The 18,838-nt window shown below is 45.3% G+C and carries 20 protein-coding genes; all 20 read left to right on the top strand.

The features are described from left to right. Nucleotides 1–91: 91 nt before the first annotated feature. Nucleotides 92–2,320, top strand: coding sequence for a replication restart helicase PriA (priA, locus tag H171_RS07455; protein WP_100304573.1), 2,229 nt, complete (start codon nucleotides 92–94; stop codon nucleotides 2,318–2,320). An 18-nt stretch (nucleotides 2,321–2,338) separates the two neighbouring features. Next, nucleotides 2,339–2,833 carry a peptide deformylase gene (gene def / locus H171_RS07460; protein WP_025233226.1) on the top strand — a complete coding sequence of 165 codons (495 nt, stop codon included), beginning with the start codon at nucleotides 2,339–2,341 and terminating at the stop codon, nucleotides 2,831–2,833. A 2-nt stretch (nucleotides 2,834–2,835) separates the two neighbouring features. After that, nucleotides 2,836–3,825, top strand: coding sequence for a methionyl-tRNA formyltransferase (fmt, locus tag H171_RS07465; RefSeq protein ID WP_100304574.1), 990 nt, complete (start codon nucleotides 2,836–2,838; stop codon nucleotides 3,823–3,825). A gap of 2 nt (nucleotides 3,826–3,827) precedes the next feature. Then, nucleotides 3,828–4,544 carry a zinc metallopeptidase gene (locus H171_RS07470; protein ID WP_100304575.1) on the top strand — a complete coding sequence of 239 codons (717 nt, stop codon included), beginning with the start codon at nucleotides 3,828–3,830 and terminating at the stop codon, nucleotides 4,542–4,544. Then, on the top strand, nucleotides 4,534–5,865 hold the full coding sequence (gene rsmB, locus H171_RS07475) for a 16S rRNA (cytosine(967)-C(5))-methyltransferase RsmB (RefSeq protein WP_100304576.1): 1,332 nt from the start codon (nucleotides 4,534–4,536) through the stop codon (nucleotides 5,863–5,865). Before H171_RS07470 ends, rsmB begins: the two co-directional genes overlap by 11 nt. 48 nt (nucleotides 5,866–5,913) lie before the next feature. Beyond that, nucleotides 5,914–6,966 (top strand): 23S rRNA (adenine(2503)-C(2))-methyltransferase RlmN, encoded by a 1,053-nt coding sequence (gene rlmN / locus H171_RS07480; protein ID WP_100304577.1) that lies wholly within the window; start codon nucleotides 5,914–5,916, stop codon nucleotides 6,964–6,966. Nucleotides 6,967–7,072: 106 nt separating this feature from the next. After that, nucleotides 7,073–7,819, top strand: a complete 747-nt coding sequence (locus H171_RS07485; RefSeq protein WP_100304578.1) for a Stp1/IreP family PP2C-type Ser/Thr phosphatase — start codon at nucleotides 7,073–7,075, stop codon at nucleotides 7,817–7,819. Beyond that, entirely contained in the window at nucleotides 7,816–9,975 is a 2,160-nt protein-coding gene (gene pknB, locus H171_RS07490; RefSeq protein WP_100304579.1) for a Stk1 family PASTA domain-containing Ser/Thr kinase, read from the top strand. The genes H171_RS07485 and pknB overlap by 4 nt, the downstream gene beginning before the upstream one ends. Nucleotides 9,976–10,037: 62 nt before the next feature. Then, entirely contained in the window at nucleotides 10,038–10,916 is an 879-nt protein-coding gene (rsgA, locus tag H171_RS07495) for a ribosome small subunit-dependent GTPase A (RefSeq protein WP_100307458.1), read from the top strand. A 1-nt stretch (nucleotide 10,917) separates the two neighbouring features. Further along, entirely contained in the window at nucleotides 10,918–11,580 is a 663-nt protein-coding gene (rpe, locus tag H171_RS07500; RefSeq protein WP_100304580.1) for a ribulose-phosphate 3-epimerase, read from the top strand. Between the two features lie 38 nt (nucleotides 11,581–11,618). Beyond that, nucleotides 11,619–12,239 carry a thiamine diphosphokinase gene (locus H171_RS07505; protein WP_100307459.1) on the top strand — a complete coding sequence of 207 codons (621 nt, stop codon included), beginning with the start codon at nucleotides 11,619–11,621 and terminating at the stop codon, nucleotides 12,237–12,239. Between the two features lie 96 nt (nucleotides 12,240–12,335). Then, nucleotides 12,336–12,923, top strand: coding sequence for an ECF transporter S component (locus H171_RS07510; protein WP_100304581.1), 588 nt, complete (start codon nucleotides 12,336–12,338; stop codon nucleotides 12,921–12,923). Nucleotides 12,924–12,931: 8 nt separating this feature from the next. Continuing rightward, on the top strand, nucleotides 12,932–13,771 hold the full coding sequence (locus H171_RS07515) for a pyridoxamine kinase (RefSeq protein ID WP_100304582.1): 840 nt from the start codon (nucleotides 12,932–12,934) through the stop codon (nucleotides 13,769–13,771). A gap of 131 nt (nucleotides 13,772–13,902) precedes the next feature. After that, entirely contained in the window at nucleotides 13,903–15,192 is a 1,290-nt protein-coding gene (gene serS / locus H171_RS07520; protein ID WP_100304583.1) for a serine--tRNA ligase, read from the top strand. A gap of 185 nt (nucleotides 15,193–15,377) precedes the next feature. After that, complete coding sequence (locus H171_RS07525) at nucleotides 15,378–15,743, top strand: VOC family protein (protein WP_100304584.1); 366 nt, start codon at nucleotides 15,378–15,380, stop codon at nucleotides 15,741–15,743. Nucleotides 15,744–15,752: 9 nt separating this feature from the next. Then, nucleotides 15,753–16,436 carry an alpha/beta fold hydrolase gene (locus H171_RS07530; RefSeq protein ID WP_100304585.1) on the top strand — a complete coding sequence of 228 codons (684 nt, stop codon included), beginning with the start codon at nucleotides 15,753–15,755 and terminating at the stop codon, nucleotides 16,434–16,436. Between the two features lie 73 nt (nucleotides 16,437–16,509). Then, on the top strand, nucleotides 16,510–16,860 hold the full coding sequence (ylxM, locus tag H171_RS07535; RefSeq protein ID WP_100304586.1) for a YlxM family DNA-binding protein: 351 nt from the start codon (nucleotides 16,510–16,512) through the stop codon (nucleotides 16,858–16,860). 11 nt (nucleotides 16,861–16,871) lie between these two features. After that, nucleotides 16,872–18,221, top strand: coding sequence for a signal recognition particle protein (ffh, locus tag H171_RS07540; RefSeq protein ID WP_100304587.1), 1,350 nt, complete (start codon nucleotides 16,872–16,874; stop codon nucleotides 18,219–18,221). Between the two features lie 86 nt (nucleotides 18,222–18,307). After that, nucleotides 18,308–18,550, top strand: coding sequence for a 30S ribosomal protein S16 (gene rpsP, locus H171_RS07545; RefSeq protein ID WP_013272775.1), 243 nt, complete (start codon nucleotides 18,308–18,310; stop codon nucleotides 18,548–18,550). 15 nt (nucleotides 18,551–18,565) lie between these two features. Next, nucleotides 18,566–18,793 carry a KH domain-containing protein gene (locus H171_RS07550; RefSeq protein WP_025233209.1) on the top strand — a complete coding sequence of 76 codons (228 nt, stop codon included), beginning with the start codon at nucleotides 18,566–18,568 and terminating at the stop codon, nucleotides 18,791–18,793. The last annotated feature ends 45 nt before the right edge of the window (nucleotides 18,794–18,838 follow it).

Below are 18,838 nucleotides of genomic sequence, written 5' to 3' on the forward strand. Positions count from 1 at the left end.
CTTTATGCCCAAAGATCATGGGCAGAAAAGATGAAACATCCTGCGGGTATACTTTTATGCCCACAAAGCGTGGACAGAAAAGAGGAAAACAATGACTGAACGATATGCCCGGATTATTATTGATATTTCCCATGAAAAAGTTGACAGAACCTTTGATTATAGGATCCCGGCCGGTCTACTTGATGAAGTGGCTGTGGGGTCCCTGGTTTTGATTCCTTTTGGAAAAGGGAATTCCATGCGGAAAGGGTATGTGGTCGGCATTGCCGCCCATGCGGATTATGATCCGGATAAAATTAAGGAAATAGCAGGGATCGTTACTGATGGTGTATCAGCGGAATCTCTGCTCATTTCTCTGGCATGGTGGCTGAAAGAACGGTATGGCTCCACCATGAACCAGGCATTAAAAACGGTACTTCCGGTAAAGCAAAAGGTAAAGCCAAAGGAAAAAAAGGTACTTAAAAGCCTGTTGGATCATTCTCAGCTTATCAATGCTTTAGAGGAAGCGGAAAAAAAGAAATATAAGGCCAGAGCTCGCCTTTTTCAGGCGCTTATGGAAAATCCCGTCATCCCATACGAAATTGCAACCAACCAAATGAACCTTTCTGCAGCCACCTTAAAGCCGGTGATAGAAAAAGGATACGTAAGCCTTGATTGTGAAGAGGTTTACAGAAATCCTGTTAAAACAGAGGCAAAAGAAAGAAATAAGGTGGTTTTAAATGGGGAACAGCAGACCATTGTAGACAGCTTTTGCCTGGATTATTCCCAATCGATAAGAAAGACCTATGTGATCCACGGCATTACTGGAAGCGGAAAAACGGAAGTTTACATGGAACTGATCCAAAGGGTCATAGAGGATGGAAAGCAAGTGATCGTTCTCATTCCGGAGATTGCCTTAACCTACCAAACCGTTCTGCGTTTCTACGGAAGATTTGGGAACCGGGTATCCATCATCAATTCAAGATTGTCGGCAGGTGAACGGTATGACCAGTTTGAACGGGCAAGAAACGGAGATATTGATATTATGATCGGTCCCCGTTCGGCCCTGTTTACGCCCTTTTCCCGTCTCGGGCTGATTCTGATAGACGAAGAGCATGAGGGGGCTTATAAAAGTGAAGTATCCCCTAGATACCATGCCAGAGAGGTGGCTGAGAAAAGGGCCTCCATGCAGGGGGCATCTTTGGTGTTAGGCTCGGCGACTCCATCCCTGGAAGCTTATTCAAAAGCCCTTCAGGGGGAATACCGGCTTTTTCGACTGACGGAACGGGCAAAAAAGAACAGCCGACTGGCGGCAGTATCTGTGGTAGATTTAAGGCAGGAGCTAAAAGAAGGCAATAAATCCATTTTCAGCAGGAATTTACAGGCATTGATCGAGGACCGGCTGAAGAAAAGAGAGCAGGCCATGCTGTTTATCAACAGGCGAGGTTATGCAAATTTTGTTTCCTGCCGTTCCTGCGGCGAAGCCATTCGCTGCCCACACTGTGACGTGACTCTGACACTTCATAATAACAGCCGACTTGTTTGCCATTATTGTGGTTATTCCATATCCATGCCAGACCGCTGTCCTGCATGCAGTTCTCCTTACATTGCCAATTTCGGCGTGGGGACCCAGAAGATAGAGCAGATGACAAAAAAGATGTTTCCAGCTGCCAGAGTCCTGCGAATGGATCTTGACACCACCTCCAAAAAGGGTGGACACGAGGAGATACTCACCGCTTTTTCTGAAGGAGAGGCTGACATCCTTATAGGCACTCAGATGATCGTAAAGGGGCATGATTTCCCCAATGTGACCCTGGTTGGAGTGCTGGCGGCAGATCTGTCCTTGAATACCCCGGACTACCGTTCTGCTGAACGGACCTTCCAGCTCTTAACCCAAGCGGCAGGAAGGGCCGGACGGGATTCTCGAAACGGTGACGTGGTCATTCAGACCTATAGTCCGGAGCATTACAGCATTGTGACTGCCGCAAATCAGGATTATGAGGCGTTTTACCAACAGGAAATGGCATATCGGCGCCTGATGAAATACCCACCGGCAAGCGGCCTTTTAACCGTTCAGTTTTCCTCCAGAAAGGAAGACTGCTTAAAAGAAGCAGCGGCTTTGGCAGCCGGGTTTGTTGCCCCCCTTGCGGAACAGGAAGCGGTACAGGTCATCGGCCCGGTAGATGCGAGCGTTTACAAAATTAATGATATCTATAGAAAAATTTTATACTTGAAACAGGAAAACTATGATATACTAATAAAAATCAGGGATCATATCGATGTTTTTTCAGAAAACCATTGGCAGTTGTTTGATCAGGTAATGATTCAATATGATTTTTCATAAATGAGAGGATAAAAGAAGATGGCAATTAGAAAGATTAGAACCATTGGAGATGAAATTTTAAGAAAGCACTGCAAACCTGTAAAAGAGATCACACCAAGGATTTCCGAGCTGATCGTAGATATGTTTGAAACTATGTATGAATCAAATGGAGTTGGCCTTGCAGCTTCCCAGGTGGGAATTTTAAAGCAGATCGTAGTTATAGATGTAGATGACGGCAACCAGTATGTGCTTATTAATCCGGACATCGTGGAGACCAGGGGAAGTCAGACCGGGCCGGAAGGCTGCCTTAGCGTTCCAGGAAAATCCGGAACGGTTACCAGGCCCGATTATGTAAGGGTAAAGGCTTTTGATGCTTCCATGGAGCCGTTTGAACTGGAAGGGGAAGGATTTTTAGCTCGTGCAATCTGTCATGAATGCGACCATTTAAACGGCGATTTATACGTAGACAAAGTGGAAGGCGAGCTGGAGGATGTCTCCCTTGATGAGGATGAAGAAGGAGAGGTTGAAGAATAATTATGCGTATCATATTTATGGGAACACCTGATTTTTCCGTTCCCGCTCTTGAGGCTTTAAAAGAGGCCGGGCATGAGATCCTTGCGGTAGTTACCCAGCCGGATAAACCAAAGGGAAGAGGGAAGGAAGTCCAGATGACTCCGGTAAAGGAGAAGGCAATGGAATACCAACTTCCTGTTTACCAGCCGGTTAAAGCCAGGGATCCGGAATTTGTAAAAATTCTTTCAGACATGGCACCGGAGCTGATCATAGTGGTTGCTTTCGGACAGCTTCTGCCAAAGTCCATACTGGATATTCCCAAATACGGTTGTGTGAATATCCATGCTTCTCTGCTTCCTAAGTACCGCGGCGCATCTCCCTTACAGTATGCGGTCATTAACGGGGAAAAGGAAAGCGGTGTCACGACCATGATGATGGCGGAGTCTCTGGATACCGGAGATATGCTGGATCAGGAAGCCATTTCTTTGGATGAAAAAGAAACCTTTGGCAGCCTTCATGATAAACTGAGCAGGCTTGGAGGCAGGCTTATTTTAAAAACCATAAACAAACTGGAAGATGGAACTGCCATCCGTATTCCCCAGGATGATTCTAAGACCTGCTATGTAGGCATGATAAAAAAGTCTATGGGAGACATTGACTGGTCCATGGATGCAGTATCCATTGAGCGCCTGATTCGTGGATTAAACCCATGGCCCAGCGCCTATACAGTCTGGAATGGAAAAGTGATGAAACTATGGGAAGCAGAAGCAGTGGATAAGGAGTATGAAGGGGCTTATGGCCAGGTGGCAGAGGTTAGCCGGGATACGCTGGTCATAAAAACCGGAAAAGGCGGCTTATCCATCCGCAAACTTCAGCTGCAAGGGAAAAAGTGCATGGATATTGACGCGTTTCTCCGCGGATATCCCATTGCAAAAGGCACCGTTTTGGAGCGCCTTGCGGACATACCTAAAAGCCAGGAAAGCGCGGGCAAGAAAGAAGAAAGGGGAGTCTGATTATGTATTATGGCGGAATGATGGGATATTATTGGGATCCAACCTGGATCCTGGTCATCATCGGAGCAGTTCTGTCCATGGTGGCATCTGCAAGAGTGAACAGCACATTTAATAAATATTCAAAAGTAAGAAGCATGTCCGGAATGACAGGGGCTGAAGCAGCAAAGCGCCTTTTAAATTCCCAGGGCATTTATGATGTTCAGGTAAGGTCTGTAGGCGGGCAGCTTACGGATCATTATGATCCAAGAACCAAAACTGTTAACCTGTCTGACTCTGTTTATGGTTCCACATCAGTGGCAGCAATCGGTGTCGCAGCGCACGAATGCGGACATGTAATGCAGGACAGCACAGGCTATATTCCTCTGAAACTTCGGGCAGCCATTGTGCCGGCGGCCAATATTGGCTCCAAGGCAGCACTGCCTCTCATTATTCTTGGTGTTATAATAGGGGGAATCGGTTCTCCCTTAGTTAATATCGGCCTGATCCTGTTTTCTCTGGCGGTGATTTTCCAGCTGATCACCCTTCCTGTGGAATTCAATGCTTCCAGCCGGGCGGTTACACTTTTGGGCCAGGTGGGGATTTTAGGTGACCAGGAATTAGGTTATACCAGAAAAGTGCTGGGTGCGGCAGCCCTTACCTATGTGGCGGCGCTTGCTGCAACCGTGCTTCAGCTTCTAAGGCTGGTTATCTTGTTTGGAGGAAGAAGGAATGATGACTAAAGAGACAGACAGCAGGGAAATCTCACTGGATATCCTGTTAGAGATTATGGAGCGGGGAGGCTACAGCCATATCATCCTGCGTCAGGCTCTAAATAAGTATCAATATCTGGATAAATCGGAACGGGCCTTCATTTCCAGAATCGTAGAGGGGTCTGTAGAATACCTGCTTCAGATCGATTATATCATTGATTCCTTTTCTAATACAAAAGTTTCAAAGATGAAACCGGTAATACGCACTATTTTGCGCATGTCGGTCTATCAGCTTCTTTATATGGACCGTGTTCCCGATTCCGCTGTATGCAACGAAGCGGTGAAACTTGCCGTGAAACGGAAATTTACAGGATTAAAGGGATTTGTTAATGGAGTGCTGAGGAATATTACCAGAAATAAAGAGGGATTGGGCTGGCCCGATGATTCTGTCCGTTATTCTATGCCGGCATGGATCGTATCCATGTGGGAGGAGACCTATGGCAGGGAAACAGCAGTCACCATAATGGAATCCTTTTTAAAAAATAAAAAAACCACGGTCCGCTGCAATTTTGCAAAGGCTTCAAAAGAAGAAATCCTTCAGAGTCTTAAAAAGCAGGGGGCAGAAGTAAGTGAGTCCGGAATCTCAGAAGCAGTGCTTTGCATTGAAAAATATGATTACCTGGAAGGCCTGGAGGCATTCCAAAAGGGATATATCCAGGTTCAGGATTTAAGTTCCAGCTTTGTAGGTGAAATTGCTGACCCTAAAAAGGGAGATTACGTCATTGATGTCTGCGGCGCGCCGGGAGGAAAGAGCATTCATATAGCAGATAAGCTTGACGGGACTGGTATGGTGGAGGTCCGGGACTTAAGTCTATTAAAGATAAATATGGTCGAAGAAAATATGAAACGATGCGGATTTTTAAATATCCGCACAAAAGTCCAGGATGCACTTGTTGCTGACCCGGATTCCGTGGAAAAGGCGGATATCGTCATTGCCGATCTGCCTTGTTCCGGACTTGGAATCATTGGACGAAAGCCGGACATCAAATACCGCATGACGCCGGAAGCCCTGGAATCTTTGGCCGCGCTCCAGCAAAATATCCTGTCGGTTGTCCAGGCATATGTAAAACCGGGCGGACGTCTGATTTTCAGTACATGTACCATAAACAGAAAAGAAAATGAAGAAAATGCCCGGTGGTTTCTTGAGCATTTTCCTTTTGACTGCATAAGTCTCGAGGGAAAACTTGGAGAAGGGCTGGATTCAGCCGCCGCAAACCGGGAGTTTATACAGCTTTTGCCGGGAATCCATCCCTGTGACGGATTTTTTATTGCGGAATTTCAAAAAAGGTAGGCATACCTTTATACCCAAGGAGCATGGGCAGAATAGAGGAAATGGATAATGGATAAAATAGATATAAAATCTCTGGATATGGAGCACCTGACATCCTATATGGTATCCATTGGAGAAAAGCCCTTCCGTGCAAAACAGCTTTATGAATGGATGCACCAGAAGCTGGCTCCTGATTTTAATGAAATGACAAATCTTCCTAACTCACTGAAGGATAAGCTTGTGCATCTGACAGAGTTTACCTGTCTTTCAGTTGTTGAGGAAAAGATTTCAAAAATAGATGAAACAAGAAAATACTTATTTGCTCTTTCCGATGGAAATGTGATTGAAAGCGTTTTGATGAAATACAAGCATGGGAATTCTGTCTGCATTTCATCCCAGGTAGGCTGCCGCATGGGCTGTCGGTTCTGTGCTTCCACACTTGACGGATTGGAAAGAAATTTAACCCCTTCTGAAATGCTTGATCAGATATACCGGATCCAAAGAATTACCGGGGAACGGGTTTCCAATGTGGTTGTCATGGGTTCCGGGGAACCTTTAGACAATTATGACAATCTGGTTCAATTCATTCGCCTTCTTACGGATGAAAACGGACTGAATATCAGCCAGCGCAACATAACGGTATCCACCTGCGGCATAGTACCTGGAATTCTTCGGTTGGCGGAAGAGGATCTGCAGATTACCCTGGCATTGTCTCTTCATGCACCAAACGATGAAGTAAGAAAAACCCTGATGCCCGTTGCCAATCGTTTCCCTCTAAAGGATGTACTGGATGCCTGCCAGACGTATTTTGATAAAACCGGTAGAAGACTTACCTTTGAATACAGCCTGGTGAGCGGTGTCAACGATAATTTAAAGGAAGCCTCCTCTCTGACGGCTCTTTTAAAGGGGCAGCATGGGCATGTGAATCTGATTCCGGTAAATCCTATTAAGGAACGCAATTACGTGCAGTCAGACCGGAAGGCAATAGAAGCCTTTAAAAATCTTCTTGAAAAAAACGGAATAAATGTTACTATAAGAAGAGAAATGGGACGGGATATTAACGGTGCCTGCGGACAGCTTAGGAAAAGCTTTTTAAGTCAGGAGTTAACTACTCCTCAGTAAATTACAGGGTATTTGACCCTTGAAGCATTCGCTGGATAAAGGAATGCAAGAATTCCTGTACCTGGCACGTTGCTTACAGAAATAAAGAGGAAGTGAGAATGAAACGATGAAGGCTTGCGCTATGACGGATACCGGAAGAGTCCGTACGGCCAATCAGGATTATGTCTATGCCCAGGCAGAGCCTTTGGGCACACTGCCCAATCTTTTTTTGGTTGCAGACGGCATGGGCGGCCATCAGGCCGGAGATTATGCCTCCAGATATATTGCAGAAAGTCTGGTGGCTCACTTAAAACAGGCGGATTCGTCTGGTATTGTTCCGCTTCTTCGGGAGGAAATCTTGAAGGTCAACGGAATGCTTTATCAGGAATCCATGAAAAGTACAGAGTTAAACGGTATGGGAACAACCTTGGTTGCGGCTGTGATCGAGGACACTACTATGTATGTGGCAAATGTTGGAGACAGCCGTCTGTATCTGGTTAATAATAATCGGCTGCGACAGATTACAAAAGATCATTCCTATGTGGAAGAACTGGTGTCTTTAGGCCAACTGGAACGTGGAAGCCGGGATTATCAGGAAAAAAAGAATATTATAACAAGAGCGGTTGGTACTGAAGATAAGCTGGAGGTTGATTTTTTTGAAGTCAGTCTGGAACCTGGAGATTATGTGCTCATGTGTTCCGATGGACTCAGCAATATGGTTGAGGACGCTGAGATAGAAGAAATTATATGCTCAGAACTGGAGCTGCAGGAAAAGGCAGAGAAGTTGATTACAATAGCCAATGATAATGGCGGGAAAGACAATATAGCTGTTGTTTTAATTGATCCGCAAATTGGCAGGGAGGTAAGCTTATGATCTTAAGACCGGGGACATTTTTACAGGACAGATATGAAATACTGGATCAGATCGGTTCCGGCGGGATGTCAGATGTATATAAGGCCCTGTGCCACAAATTAAACCGCCCTGTAGCCATAAAAGTCTTAAAAGAAGAATTCAGTTCAGACAGCGGTTTTGTCAGCAAGTTTAAAATGGAGGCCCAGGCGGCTGCCCGCCTTTCCCATCCAAACATCGTAAACATCTATGATGTAGTAGATGAAGGGGATCTCCATTACATTGTCATGGAACTGATTGAAGGAATCACGTTAAAAAATTATATTAATAAAAAAGGCTGTCTTGATGTGAAAGAGGCCATTGGTGTTGCAATTTCCGTTGCACAGGGAATCGCAGCTGCTCATGAACAAGGGATCATACATCGGGATATCAAGCCCCAGAATATCATCATAGCCAGGGATGGAAAAGTGAAGGTGGCTGACTTCGGAATCGCGCGGGCTGCCTCTTCCCAGACCTTAAGTGCTACCGCAGTAGGCTCTGTCCATTACATATCTCCGGAACAGGCAAGAGGCGGTTACAGCGATGTAAGAAGCGATGTTTATTCTCTGGGAATCACCATGTACGAAATGGTGGCTGGCAGAGTTCCGTTTCAGGGTGATAATACAGTGACTGTTGCCCTGGCCCATTTGGAAGACCCTATCACACCGCCAAGCTATTATAATGAGAACATTCCGGTAGGGCTTGAAAATATAATTTTAAAATGTACCGAAAAGAAACCGGAGTACCGTTATGGCAGTATGCAAGAGGTCATATCCGACTTACGGAAGGCCCTTGTCAATCCTGACGGAGATTTTGTCCAATATAATTCCCAGGTGGATGATTCCCAGACGGTTATTATCGGAAAACCGGAGTTGGAACAGATTCGTTCCGGCCGGAAGATCCAGGCAGATCCTTTTGCCAGCCGGAATGGAAACAGAAATCAGGAGCAGAGGCCGGAACGCCGCCCGGAAAAAAAAGCGGGCGGACAGCCAGGAAACGGCAGAGCCAGAAAACAGGATTCAGAGGATGATATCAATCCTAAAATCGAAAGGCTTTTAACTGCGGCAGGTGTTGTTGTTGCCATTCTCATTGTGATCGTACTGGTCATCGTGTTCTCTAAGGTAGGAGGCTTGTTCCGTTCCGGTTCTCCCAAGGAAACTGAATCAACTGCGGAAATTTCTACGGAAGAAACCTTAAGCGACAAAAAAGTGAAAATGACCAGCGTTGTGGGATTGGCTACGGATATTGCAGAGCAGAAGTTAAAGGATAACGGCGGCCTGTATATGAAGGTAAGTGATTACGTATATGATGACACGGTAGACAAAGGCGATATTGTGTCTCAGGACCCGGCAGAGGGTACGGTAATTGATAAGTATTCTGCTGTATATGTGATGGTCAGCAAGGGACCGGAGCACGAAACCGTTGATTTAACTACGCTTGGTCTGGAGAAGATGGATGGCGCTACCGCCAAGGCAGCTCTGGAGGGCAAAGGTCTGACAGTCAATGAGGAACAGAAAAACAGCGATACCGTAGCAGCAGGATATGTAATCAGCTACAGCCCTGATAAGGCAAAAGAAGGAGAAACCGTGACTTTGGTTTTAAGCAGCGGCCCGGCTCTTGTCAATCCGGTCACTGTACCAAACATTATCGGCCAGACCCAGGAGGTCGCCGTGGAGATGCTGGCTGACGTGGGACTGGTTCAGGGAACGGTTACGGAAGCAGCTTCTGAGACAGTTCCCCGCGGTAATGTTATCAGCCAGTCCTTAACCGCTGACAGCCAGGTAGAGACGGGAACTGCTGTGAATTATGTTATCAGCAGCGGAACTGCCCAGCAGGCCAAGGTCAAATATCTGGCTTCCATTGATAAGTCTTATTCACTGCAGAATATTATCGGACCAGGCTCCGGCAGCACCCAGCTTACTTTAAAGATACAGCTGAGGCAGTCGGTGAATGGAAGGGATGAAATCAGAGAGCTAATGGGACCTGTTACCATGGCAGGCGACCAGATGCTTCCCGTATCATTTAAAAATATAGAAGGTGCTTATGGCGTTTCCGGCGGGACCGTAGAGATCGTAAATGTCGAGACCGGCGATGTGATTAATTCTTATTTCATCACATTTATACCGGTACCGCAATCGTAAGGAACACACCCTTCGGGTATCCCTTCATGCCCAAAAAGCGCGGGCAGGAAAAAGGAAAAAATATGACAGGAAAAATTTTGAAAGGAATTGCAGGCTTTTACTATGTGCACGGCACAGACGAAAACATCTATGAATGTAAAGCAAAGGGTATTTTCCGCAATAAAAACGTGAAACCATTGGTTGGAGATGATGTGGAATTTTCTGTCCTGGACAGCATAGAACTGAAAGGAAACATCGAACAAATCCTGCCAAGGAAAAACACCCTGGTTCGCCCGGCCGTAGCAAATGTGGATCAGGCGCTGGTGTTGTTTGCCATTACCCATCCGGAACCCAACTTAAATCTGTTGGATCGTTTTCTGGTTATGATGGAAGTTCAGGAGGTTCCTGTAAAAATCTGTTTTAATAAAACGGATTTAACAGGCAGTGAAGAAAAGCTGGCTCTTGGAGATATCTATGAGGCAGCTGGTTATCCTGTGTATTTTACCAGTACCTATGACGATCAGGGAATTGAGGAGATCAGAGATCTGGTGCGTGGGAAAACCACGGTTCTGGCAGGACCTTCCGGAGTGGGAAAGTCCTCCTTAACCAACCTTCTTTATCCTCAGGCTGAGATGGAGACTGCAAATATCAGCGAGAAAATTCAAAGAGGAAAGCATACCACCAGGCATTCGGAGCTTTTTGGCATCGGACGGGATACGTACCTTATGGATACGCCGGGATTTAGTTCCATGTACCTGGAAGACTTGGAGTGCAGTCAACTGAAGGACTATTTTCCTGAGTTTGAATCCTATGAAGACGGATGCCGGTTTCTGGGCTGTGTCCACATAGGAGAAAAAACCTGCGGCATAAAGGCTGCGGTAGAAGAAGGAAAAATAAACCGGGGCCGATATGAAAATTACCGGCTTTTATATCAGGATCTAAAAGAGAAAAGGAGATATTAATATGCTTAAACTTGCCCCTTCCATATTAGCGGCAGACTTTAAAATTCTTGGACAGCAGGTAGCTGAAGTGTCGGAGGCAGGAGCCCAGTACATTCATCTGGATGTGATGGATGGTGCATTTGTGCCCAGTATTTCATTTGGAATGCCGGTCATCGGAAGCCTGCGGAGCTGTACGGACCGGATATTCGATGTTCACATGATGGTTGAGGAACCTGGAAGATATATCAATGATTTCAAAGAAGCAGGAGCTGATCTCATCTGTGTCCATGCAGAAGCCTGCACCCATTTAGACCGTACCATAAATCAGATCAAGGAAGCCGGTCTAAAGGCTGGAGTAGCCCTTAATCCGGCAACTTCCCTATCTGTCCTTGATTTCATTCTTGCGGAAGTGGACATGGTTTTACTCATGACGGTAAACCCAGGCTTTGGCGGACAAAAATTTATTCCGTATACCCTGGATAAAGTTAAGGACTTAAGGCGCATCTGCAGGGAGCGGAATTTGGAGACAGATATCCAGGTTGACGGGGGCGTCACCTGTGAAAATGTGAGAGAACTGATTGAGGCAGGTGCTAATGTATTTGTGGCCGGTTCTGCTGTATTTAAAGGAAATGCGGCTGATAATACAAAAGCATTCTTAAAAATATTTGAGGAATATGAAGGGTGAAAGAAGAAACTACAGGTTTGATCGTTACCGGGGGAACCATGGATTATGGATTTGCCGGCAGATTCTTAGAAAACAAAAGGTTTGATAAAATCATCGCAGTAGACGGGGGTCTTGCAGCTCTTTCCAGGCTGCAGTTAAAGCCGGATGCCATTGTCGGAGATTTTGATACGGTGGCAGAAGATGTCCTGTCTGAATATAAAAACAGTTCGGAGAATATCACCTGGGAAATTCATAAACCGGAAAAGGATGAAACTGATACAGAACTTGCCATAAATACCGCCATAGGGCTTGGCTGTTCAAAGCTGGTCCTGCTGGGGGCAACAGGAGGTAGGATGGACCATTTTATCGGCAATCTTCATCTTCTTTATGCCTGCCTGAAAAAGGGTGTGGAAGCAGCCATTGTTGATGAAAAGAACTGGATCACAGTGATTGATAAGGGAAGGACGTTTCAGGCTGAAGCACTATGGGGAAAATATATTTCCTTCCTTCCACTATGCGGAGAAGTGAAGAAAATCACTCTGACCGGCTTCAAATATCCTCTTTATGAAAAGGACATTGACTTAGGAACCAGCCTGTGTATCAGCAATGAGCTGACGGGTGAAGAGGGCACCATTGAATTCGCATCCGGAACCCTGATCTGTATCCAGTCCCATGACTAAACTGGTATGATTTAATATATCGAAACTGGATATTTATATCACTCCACTTGCGTGCTAAGATAAAGAACAACTAGAGCAGCAAGGGAGGAATTACCAATGAGTAAAACAGACAACAGGATTTATAAAACCGCACTGACAGGACTGTTTGCCGCTATGTCCTACGTAGTATTTACATTCCTGCAATTTAAGATCACACTTCCGGGAGGGGATGCCACTTCCATTCACTTAGGGAATGCGGTCTGCGTTTTGGGAGCAATTCTATTAGGCGGGCTCTACGGCGGCTTAGGCGGCGCAATCGGCATGACCATCGGAGACCTTTTTGATCCGGTTTATGTGGTATATGCGCCAAAGACCTTTCTATTAAAACTGTGCATCGGCCTTATCACCGGATTTTTGGCCCATAGAATCGGAAAGATCAATGAATCCTCTGACAAAAAGCATATACTGACCTGGACCATCACGGCAGTGGCAGGAGGACTATTGTTCAATGTGATTTTTGATCCTCTGGTCGGTTATTTTTACAAGCTTCTGATCCTGGGTAAACCGGCGGCAGAACTGGCGCTGGCATGGAACGTTGCATCCACTTCTATTAATGCAATTACATCAGCCATAGTTTCCGTCCTCATTTACATGCCTCTTAGAAATGCCCTGATCAGGTCCGGTTTATTTACTAAAATTTGTTAGGAGCTCTTATGACATCAGAAAAACATCAGAAAAAAATTGCTGTTATTCAAGATCTGTCGGGATATGGCCGCTGTTCTCTCACAGTGGCTCTTCCTATACTTTCTGCCTTAAAGGTACAGTGTTGTCCGGTTCCCACTTCCATACTATCCAGTCATACCGGATTTTCCACCTACTTTTTTGATGATTATACGGAGAAGATGCCTTTATATATTGAACAGTGGAAGAAACTGGATCTGTCCTTTGACGGTATTTACAGCGGTTTTTTAGGTTCCGAGGAACAGATTGAAATTGTCATTGACATGATTAAGGATTTCAGCACACCGGAAACGAAGGTTTTGGTGGATCCCATTATGGGAGATCACGGAAAGGCATATCAGACCTATACGGAACGGATGTGCAGCCGCATGAAGGAACTGGTGGGATATGGTGATATTGTAACCCCTAATCTGACAGAGGCCTGTATCCTGACCGGCAGACAATACCGGCCGTCAGGCTGGAAGCGTTCAGAGCTTCTTGTTATGGCTGCTGAGATATGGGATATGGGACCAGATTCCGTGGTGATCACTGGCGTAAGAGAAGGCAACTATGTGACGAATGTAGTGGCGGAGAAGGACCGGGATCCCCGCTTTTTGCGTTCTCTTCATGTCGGCAGTGAGCGGCCGGGAACCGGAGATGTGTTTTCAAGCATCCTCGCAGCCCAAACCGTGAAAGGGATCCCATTAACAGAAGCAGTGAAAAAAGCGGCCAGTTTTGTAAAGGCCAGTATCATAAAATCCGATGAGCTGCATGTCCCGATAAAAAACGGAGTGTGCTTTGAAGAAATCCTTTCTATGCTGATTCGGGGATAAGAATGAGACATAGGATGGGGAATTTTAGGAAAGGGGCTTTTCTTTGCCCTTTTTTTGTAGTATAATCAACGGCAGACTATCATGCGGACAACTTTCGCAGAGAATATTGAGGAAAAACCAGGAGGAATACCATGTTAGATTTAAAGTTTGTAAGAGAAAATCCTGAAATTGTAAAGGAAAATATTAAAAATAAATTCCAGGATAGTAAACTGCCGTTAGTTGACGAGGTGATTGAACTCGATGAGCAGAACCGTACAGCAAAGCAGGAAGGTGATGCTTTAAGAGCTGAACGCAACAAACTTTCCAAACAGATCGGCGCCTTGATGGGACAGGGGAAAAAGGAAGAAGCACAGGAAATGAAGAAGAACGTGACCGATGCTTCCGAACATCTGGCCGGGTTGGAGGAAAAGGAACGTGAGCTGGAAGAAAAAATCAAAAAGATTATGATGACCATTCCGAATATCATTGATCCCAGCGTCCCCATCGGTAAGGATGACAGCGAGAACGTAGAGGTAGAACGTTACGGCGAGCCTGTTGTTCCTGAGTTTGAGATTCCTTATCACACAGAAATCATGGAAAGCTTTGACGGCATTGACCTTGACAGTGCAAGAAAAGTAGCCGGAAATGGCTTTTATTACCTGATGGGTGATATTGCAAGGCTTCATTCTTCTGTACTTTCCTATGCAAGGGATTTCATGATAAACCGTGGCTTCACCTATTGCATTCCGCCCTTCATGATCCGCAGTGAAGTGGTTACCGGCGTTATGAGCTTTGCCGAGATGGATGCCATGATGTATAAGATCGAAGGAGAGGATTTATATCTGATCGGTACCAGCGAGCATTCCATGATCGGAAAATTCATTGATACCATCCTTCCGGAAGAAAAGCTTCCTCAGACCTTAACCAGTTATTCTCCCTGCTTCCGCAAGGAGAAAGGCGCTCATGGCTTGGAAGAACGTGGAGTGTACCGGATCCATCAGTTTGAAAAGCAGGAAATGATCGTTGTCTGCAAGCCGGAAGAAAGTATGGATTGGTATGATAAATTATGGCAGAATACAGTTGACTTATTCCGTTCCCTGGATATCCCGGTAAGAACCCTGGAATGCTGTTCCGGTGATTTAGCGGATTTAAAGGTAAAATCAGTAGATGTAGAAGCCTGGTCCCCAAGACAGAAAAAGTATTTTGAAGTGGGAAGCTGTTCTAATTTAGGCGATGCCCAGGCAAGAAGACTTAAGATCCGTGTTTCTGGAGAGGAAGGAAGAAAGTATTTTGCCCATACGCTAAACAACACCGTAGCTGCTCCTCCAAGAATGCTGATCGCTTTCCTGGAGAACAACTTACAGGCAGATGGAACCGTGAAGATTCCGGAAGCCTTACAGCCCTATATGGGAGGCACAAAAGCACTTATGCCGAAAAAATAAGGATTGAATAAGGTCCGGCTTTTCCTGAAAGGCCGGACCTTTTTACATTTCCTGCACAAGTTATCCGGTTGCAGTTGACAAGGGGGATCATACGTATGGTATGATGGATAGGACGAAAGACAGGTGCGTATCCGTTAGAAGGGAAACGCAGCCGGTATGAAAAATGAAAAAGGAGTGACAGCGGTATGATTACATTTAACCATTTTAATTTTAATGTACTTGATCTGGAAAAGAGCTTAAAATTCTATAAGGATGCACTGGGACTTGACCCTGTGCGTGAAAAAACAGCATCAGACGGTTCCTTTAAACTGATATATTTAGGTGATGGAAAAAGTGATTTTACCCTGGAACTGACGTACTTAACAGAACGAAAAGAGCCTTATAACCTGGGAGAATGTGAATTTCATCTTGCATTCAAAACGGATGAATACGAGACCTTCTATAAAAAACATAAGGAAATGGGTGTTATCTGTTATGAAAACCCTGCCATGGGCATTTACTTCATCAGTGATCCTGACGGCTATTGGATCGAGATTGTTCCAACCAGATAAGGAGAAGCCGTGTATATTGAAGTAAATGGAGTCACGTTATACTATGAGGTTTCAGGAAGCGGCCCGGCGATCCTTCTTGTCCATGGGAATGGAGAGGATCATAGTATTTTTAATGAAACAGCGGAGCTTTTAAGAGAAAATTATACCGTTTATGCCCTGGATTCCAGAGATCATGGAAAAAGTTCCAGAGTGAAAACACTGGGGTATGAGGCAATGGCGGAAGACGTGGCCGAATTTGCCAGGAAGCTGAAGCTTGAAAACCCCTGCTACTGTGGATTCAGCGACGGCGGGATCATTGGGATTCTTGCAGCCGTCCGGTATCCGGAGCTTTTTTCAAAGCTGGTGTTATGCGGAGCTAATGCTTATCCCCAGGGTTTAAAATGGTACTGGCTTAAATTATTTTCTCTGTTAGAAGCCGTAAATCACGATCCAAAGCTTTTGATGATGCTGAAAGAACCCCAGATAACAGCCAGAGAGCTGGAGAGCATCCCGGTTCCAGTCCTTCTATTGGCCGGAGAACGGGATATGGTCCGTGAATCCCATACCCGTTATCTTGCTTCAAAAATTAAAGACAGCCGTCTTAACATCCTTCCGGGAGAAGGGCACGGCAGTTATATTGTACACAGCAGGAAACTTTATTATTTCATAAAGAAGTTTCTTGAACGACCAATTCCGAAAGAAAGATTTATTTAAAATAAAACAGGGGTGTAAAGAAAAAACACTTGACACCTAATAAAAAATATTGTATGATATCCCAGGTGATGATATGGAGAGGATTGCAAGACAGGTCTTATTATATGATTTCTACGGCGCTCTCTTAACGGAGCATCAGAGGCATATTTACGAAGATGTGGTTTTTTATGACCTATCTTTAAGTGAGATTGCAGAAGAACAGGGAATCAGCCGTCAGGGTGTCCATGACCTCATTAAACGGTGCAATAAGATCCTGGAAGATTATGAAGAAAAACTTCATCTGGTAAAAAAGTTTGAGCAGACAAAAAAACTGGCCAGAGAGATCCAGAGTTTGACAAAAGAGTTTGCCGGCAGTTCAGATATGAATCTGATCCATCGCATTGAGGAGATATCGGGCGAAATCATCGAGCTGGAAGCTCATTAGGAGGGCGTTAGATGGCTTTTGAGAGCTTATCCGATAAATTACAGAATGTATTTAAGAGCTTAAGAGGCAAAGGACGCTTGTCCGAGGCCGATGTGAAAACAGCACTTAAAGAAGTGAAGATGGCTTTACTGGAAGCCGATGTAAGCTTTAAGGTTGTTAAACAGTTTATAAGCGCTGTACAGGAGCGGGCAATTGGACAGGATGTCCAGAACAGTCTGACTCCCGGACAGATGGTAATAAAGATTGTAAATGAAGAGCTGGTAAAGCTGATGGGATCTGAGACGACTGAAATTTCGTTAAAGCCTGCCGGTGATACGACCATTATTCTGATGGCAGGTCTTCAGGGCGCCGGTAAAACGACCACTACTGCCAAAATAGCTGGAAAGCTTAAGGCAAAGGGCAGGAAGCCGCTTCTCGTTGCTTGTGACGTTTACCGTCCCGCTGCTATCAAGCAGCTGCAGATCAATGGGGAAAAGCAGGGCGTTCCCGTTTTCTCCATGGGAGAAAACCATAAACCGGCAGATATAGCAAAGGCTGCTGTTGCTTATGCGGCAAAGAATGACCAGAATGTGATCATTCTGGATACGGCAGGCCGTCTTCACATTGATGAAGACATGATGAACGAGCTGATCGAAATTAAAGATGCAGTAGATGTTCATCAGACAATCCTGGTAGTAGATGCCATGACAGGACAAGATGCGGTAAATGTAGCAGGAATGTTCAACGACAAAATTGGCATTGACGGCGTTATCATTACCAAGCTGGATGGTGATACCAGGGGCGGTGCAGCCCTCTCAATCCGTGCAGTAACTGGAAAACCGGTTCTTTATGTAGGTATGGGAGAAAAGCTTTCCGATTTGGAACAGTTTTATCCGGACCGTATGGCTTCCAGAATTCTTGGTATGGGCGATATCCTTTCCCTTATTGAAAAGGCTGAAACCCAGGTTGATGAAGAGAAAGCAAAAGAGTTGTCTCAAAAGCTCCGCAAGGCGGAATTTGATTACAATGACTTTCTGGACCAGATGAACCAGGTAAAGAAAATGGGCGGCATGGCAAGCATATTAAGCATGATGCCGGGCATGGGCCAGATGAAGGATATGGATTTTGATGAAAAAGCCATGGACCGGGTGGAAGCGATCATCCTTTCCATGACAAACAAAGAACGGTTGAATCCTGAGCTTATGAAAAATGCTTCCAGAAAGCAGCGTGTAGCTAAGGGTGCGGGCGTGGATATCACAGAAGTAAACCGCATAGTCAAGCAGTTTGATCAGATGAAGAAGATGATGAAACAGCTTCCCGGCATGATGGGCGGCGGAAAGCGTCACGGCGGTTTGTTCGGCAAGATGAAGTTACCGTTTTAGTTTATTCTTTTACGTTAGCAAAGCAGATTTCTGCGTTCGCTATAAATTAGTTTCAGAATCCAAGATTTAAGGAGGTGAATTTCAAAATGGCAGTAAAAATGAGATTAAAAAGAATGGGTCAGAAAAAGGCTCCTTTCTATAGAATTGTAGTTGCAGATTCCAGATCTCCAAGAGATGGCAGATTCATCGAAGAGGTTGGTTACTATGATCCTACCACAGAACCAAGCGTAATCAAGTTCAACGAAGAGAACGCAAAGAAGTGGTTAACTGCAGGTGCTCAGCCAACTGAAGTTGTAAGCAAGCTTTTAAAGATCGCCGGTATCCAGTAGTGAGAGGTGAAGCATATGAAGGAATTAGTAGAAGTAATTGCAAGAGCACTGGTTGATAACCCGGATCAGGTTGTTGTTACTGAAACCGTAAAAGACGATGAGATAATCCTTGAACTTACGGTTGCACCTTCCGACATGGGTAAGGTAATTGGCAAGCAGGGCAGGATCGCTAAAGCTATCCGCTCTGTTGTAAAAGCAGCAGCTTCCAAAGAAGACAAAAAGGTTACTGTAGAGATTCAGTAACCGTAAAAGACCGCCGGCCTGTCGGGACGACGGTCCTTTTGGTAT

Origin of the sequence: [Clostridium] celerecrescens 18A (assembly GCF_002797975.1) — a bacterium.
In the GTDB taxonomy this organism is placed as follows: Bacteria; Bacillota; Clostridia; order Lachnospirales; family Lachnospiraceae; genus Lacrimispora; species Lacrimispora celerecrescens.

Bases quoted from the DNA above. Each gene is read 5' to 3' on its own strand.
- priA (WP_100304573.1), top strand. From the start codon at position 92: ATGACTGAACGATATGCCCGGATTATTATTGATATTTCCCATGAAAAA.
- def (WP_025233226.1), top strand. From the start codon at position 2,339: ATGGCAATTAGAAAGATTAGAACCATTGGAGATGAAATTTTAAGAAAG.
- fmt (WP_100304574.1), top strand. From the start codon at position 2,836: ATGCGTATCATATTTATGGGAACACCTGATTTTTCCGTTCCCGCTCTT.
- H171_RS07470 (WP_100304575.1), top strand. From the start codon at position 3,828: ATGTATTATGGCGGAATGATGGGATATTATTGGGATCCAACCTGGATC.
- rsmB (WP_100304576.1), top strand. From the start codon at position 4,534: ATGATGACTAAAGAGACAGACAGCAGGGAAATCTCACTGGATATCCTG.
- rlmN (WP_100304577.1), top strand. From the start codon at position 5,914: ATGGATAAAATAGATATAAAATCTCTGGATATGGAGCACCTGACATCC.
- H171_RS07485 (WP_100304578.1), top strand. From the start codon at position 7,073: ATGAAGGCTTGCGCTATGACGGATACCGGAAGAGTCCGTACGGCCAAT.
- pknB (WP_100304579.1), top strand. From the start codon at position 7,816: ATGATCTTAAGACCGGGGACATTTTTACAGGACAGATATGAAATACTG.
- rsgA (WP_100307458.1), top strand. From the start codon at position 10,038: ATGACAGGAAAAATTTTGAAAGGAATTGCAGGCTTTTACTATGTGCAC.
- rpe (WP_100304580.1), top strand. From the start codon at position 10,918: ATGCTTAAACTTGCCCCTTCCATATTAGCGGCAGACTTTAAAATTCTT.
- H171_RS07505 (WP_100307459.1), top strand. From the start codon at position 11,619: ATGGATTATGGATTTGCCGGCAGATTCTTAGAAAACAAAAGGTTTGAT.
- H171_RS07510 (WP_100304581.1), top strand. From the start codon at position 12,336: ATGAGTAAAACAGACAACAGGATTTATAAAACCGCACTGACAGGACTG.
- H171_RS07515 (WP_100304582.1), top strand. From the start codon at position 12,932: ATGACATCAGAAAAACATCAGAAAAAAATTGCTGTTATTCAAGATCTG.
- serS (WP_100304583.1), top strand. From the start codon at position 13,903: ATGTTAGATTTAAAGTTTGTAAGAGAAAATCCTGAAATTGTAAAGGAA.
- H171_RS07525 (WP_100304584.1), top strand. From the start codon at position 15,378: ATGATTACATTTAACCATTTTAATTTTAATGTACTTGATCTGGAAAAG.
- ylxM (WP_100304586.1), top strand. From the start codon at position 16,510: ATGGAGAGGATTGCAAGACAGGTCTTATTATATGATTTCTACGGCGCT.
- ffh (WP_100304587.1), top strand. From the start codon at position 16,872: ATGGCTTTTGAGAGCTTATCCGATAAATTACAGAATGTATTTAAGAGC.
- rpsP (WP_013272775.1), top strand. From the start codon at position 18,308: ATGGCAGTAAAAATGAGATTAAAAAGAATGGGTCAGAAAAAGGCTCCT.
- H171_RS07550 (WP_025233209.1), top strand. From the start codon at position 18,566: ATGAAGGAATTAGTAGAAGTAATTGCAAGAGCACTGGTTGATAACCCG.